This is a genomic window from Methylopila musalis, assembly GCF_042679725.1.
GTDB lineage: Bacteria > Pseudomonadota > Alphaproteobacteria > Rhizobiales > Methylopilaceae > Methylopila > Methylopila musalis.
In genome coordinates this window covers 1-2,609 of the sequence record NZ_JBHTMX010000282.1, presented here as the reverse complement: position 1 = coordinate 2,609, position 2,609 = coordinate 1, and the positions used below count along the sequence as shown (strand labels likewise).

2 protein-coding genes are annotated in these 2,609 nt (G+C 70.4%); one reads left to right on the top strand and one right to left on the bottom strand.

The window, feature by feature from the left end; translation table 11 throughout:
- The coding region (locus ACFQ4O_RS16655) for a YcgN family cysteine cluster protein (protein WP_378777361.1) at positions 1 to 516 on the bottom strand (516 nt) is incomplete at its 3' end.
- A gap of 116 nt (positions 517 to 632) precedes the next feature.
- Here ACFQ4O_RS16655 and ACFQ4O_RS16650 point away from each other — a divergent pair.
- On the top strand, positions 633 to 2,609 hold a 1,977-nt coding region (locus ACFQ4O_RS16650), incomplete at its 3' end, for a transglycosylase domain-containing protein (RefSeq protein ID WP_378777359.1).

Here is a 2,609-nt window from a genome sequence, read left to right as displayed (position 1 = left end):
GGGCGGCCGCCGCGCGCCGCGCGGCCAGCGGGCGGGCCAGCTGACCATGCGGTCCATCAGCCCCTCCTCGTCGATTTCCGTCTCGGAACAGAAGACCTTGTCCCGAACTGAGACACCCGCCTGGTGCACGGTGTCCCGATCGCCCGAGACCAGCGGATGCCACCACGGCAGGTCCTTGCCCTCGTCGATCAGGCGATAGGCGCAGGTGGGCGGCAGCCAGCCGATCTCTTCCACCAGTTGGGGCGTCAGCCGCACGCAGTCCGGCACGTGGTCGCGGCGATTCGGATAGTCCGAGCACTGGCAGCTCGCGCGGTCGAGCAGCCGGCAGGACACGTCCACATAGGCGATGCGGTCGGTGTCCTCGTCCTGAAGCTTCAGCAGGCAGCAGCGGCCGCAGCCGTCGCACAGGCTCTCCCACTCCTCGGGCGACATCTCGCCGAGGCGCTTCACTCTCCAGAAGGGCTTATGCTCTACAGCTTCGCCGTCGACGGGCTGCGGCGCGAGGCGCGTGCTCATGGCATGGGTCTTGCGCGCGCGGACGGAAACGGTCAAGCCATTCCGGGGGCCGGCAAGCGGACGGCTTAAGCGAGGCGCTCGTGTTCGGTAAAGGCGCTGAGGTCAGGAAGCTCGACGTGAAGCGCAGGCTTCTCGCGCTCGACTCCTGGCTGGACCACACCTTCTGGCGGATCTGGCCGGCGGCCTCACGCCGCTGGGACGGCGTCTGCGCGGCGTTCGACGCGTTCCGCGCGCGGGGCTGGCGGCGCGTCGTGGCGGAGCTGCTCGGCGAGGGCCTGACGCTCGGCGCGGTGGGCGCGACGCTGATGCTGGCGCTCGCGGTGCCCGCCTTCCGGGAGACCGGGCCGGACTGGCTGAACCGGGCGGAGCTCTCCGTCACCTTCCTCGACCGGCACGGGCAGGAGATCGGCAAGCGCGGGGTGATGCAGAACGACGGCATCCCCTTGAGCGAGTATCCCGACCATCTCATCAAGGCCGCGCTCGCCACCGAGGACCGGCGGTTCTACCAGCATTTCGGCATCGACGTGGCGGGCACGGCGCGCGCGATCGTCCAGAACGCCCGCGCCAACGGCGTGGTGCAGGGCGGCTCCTCCATCACCCAGCAGCTCGCCAAGAACCTGTTCCTGTCCAACGAGCGCACGCTGGAGCGCAAGGTGAACGAGGCGTTCCTCGCCTTCTGGCTGGAGCATCACCTCACCAAGGACGAGATCCTCAAGCTCTATCTCGACCGCGCCTATATGGGCGGCGGCGCCTTCGGCGTGGACGCGGCCTCGCATTTCTACTTCGGCAAGTCGGCCCGCGACGTGACGCTGGCGGAAAGCGCCATGCTGGCCGGCCTGTTCAAGGCCCCGACCAAATACGCCCCGCACGTGAACCTCGCCGCCGCCCGCGCCCGCGCCTCCACCGTGCTCGACAATCTGGTGGACGCAGGCTTCATGACCGAGGGTCAGGTGCAGCCGGCGCGGTTCCTGCCCGCCACGCCGAAGCCGACCGCCGTGGCCTCGAGCCCGGACTACTATCTCGACTGGGCCTATGGCGAGGTGCGCCAGCTGGCGCAGGAGGGCGCGTTCAAGGGGCAGCGGGTGCTGGTGGTGCGCACGGCGCTCGACAGCGCGCTCCAGCGCCACGCCGAGGGCGCGGTGGAGCAGATGCTGCGCCAGTACGGCGACCAGTACCGGGTCGATCAGGCCGCCGCCGTCATCATGGAGCCGGAGGGCGCGGTGCGCGCCATGGTCGGCGGCCGGGACTACGGCCAGAGCCAGTTCAACCGCGCGGTGGACGCGCTGCGCCAGCCGGGCTCGTCGTTCAAGACCTACGTCTACGCCGCCGCCTTCGCCTCCGGCAAATACACGCCCGACCGGGTGGTGACCGACGCCGCGGTCTGCGTCGGCAACTGGTGTCCGCGCAATTACGGCCGGCGCTTCGCGGGCCGTGTTCCGCTGATCACCGCCTTCGCCAAGTCGATCAACACCATCCCGGTGCGGCTCGCGCTCGATGTGGGGCAGAAGAACGTGATCGAGATCGCCCACCGCATGGGCATCCGCTCCAAGCTGGACGTGGGCCGGGCCTTCGCGCTCGGCGTCGAGGAGGTCACGCTGCTCGACCACACCTCCGGCTACTCCACGCTCGCCAATGGCGGCCGCCGCACGCCGCCTTACGCCGCCGTCGAGGTGCTGGACTCCAAGGGTGACGCGCTGTGGCGCCATGACCGGGACTCGAAGGCCCCCCAGCAGGTGCTCGGGCCGCATGTGGTGGCCGGCATGAACCGCATGATGGTGGCGGTGACGGAGGCCGGCACCGGCGGCCGGGCGCGGCTCGACGGCTATCAGGTCGGCGGCAAGACCGGCACCTCCCAGTCCTATCGCGACGCGTGGTTCGTCGGCTTCACCGGCTCGTTCGTGGGCGGCGTGTGGTTCGGCAACGACGACTTCACCACCACCCGCGAGATGACCGGCGGCTCGCTGCCCGCCATGACATGGCGGGACATCATGACCTTCGCCCATCACGGCCTCGCGCCGCGCCCGATCCCCGGCGTGCCGTTCAACGCCGGCCGCGACGCGGTGGCCTACGCCGCCCCGGCGGACGGCGGCGGC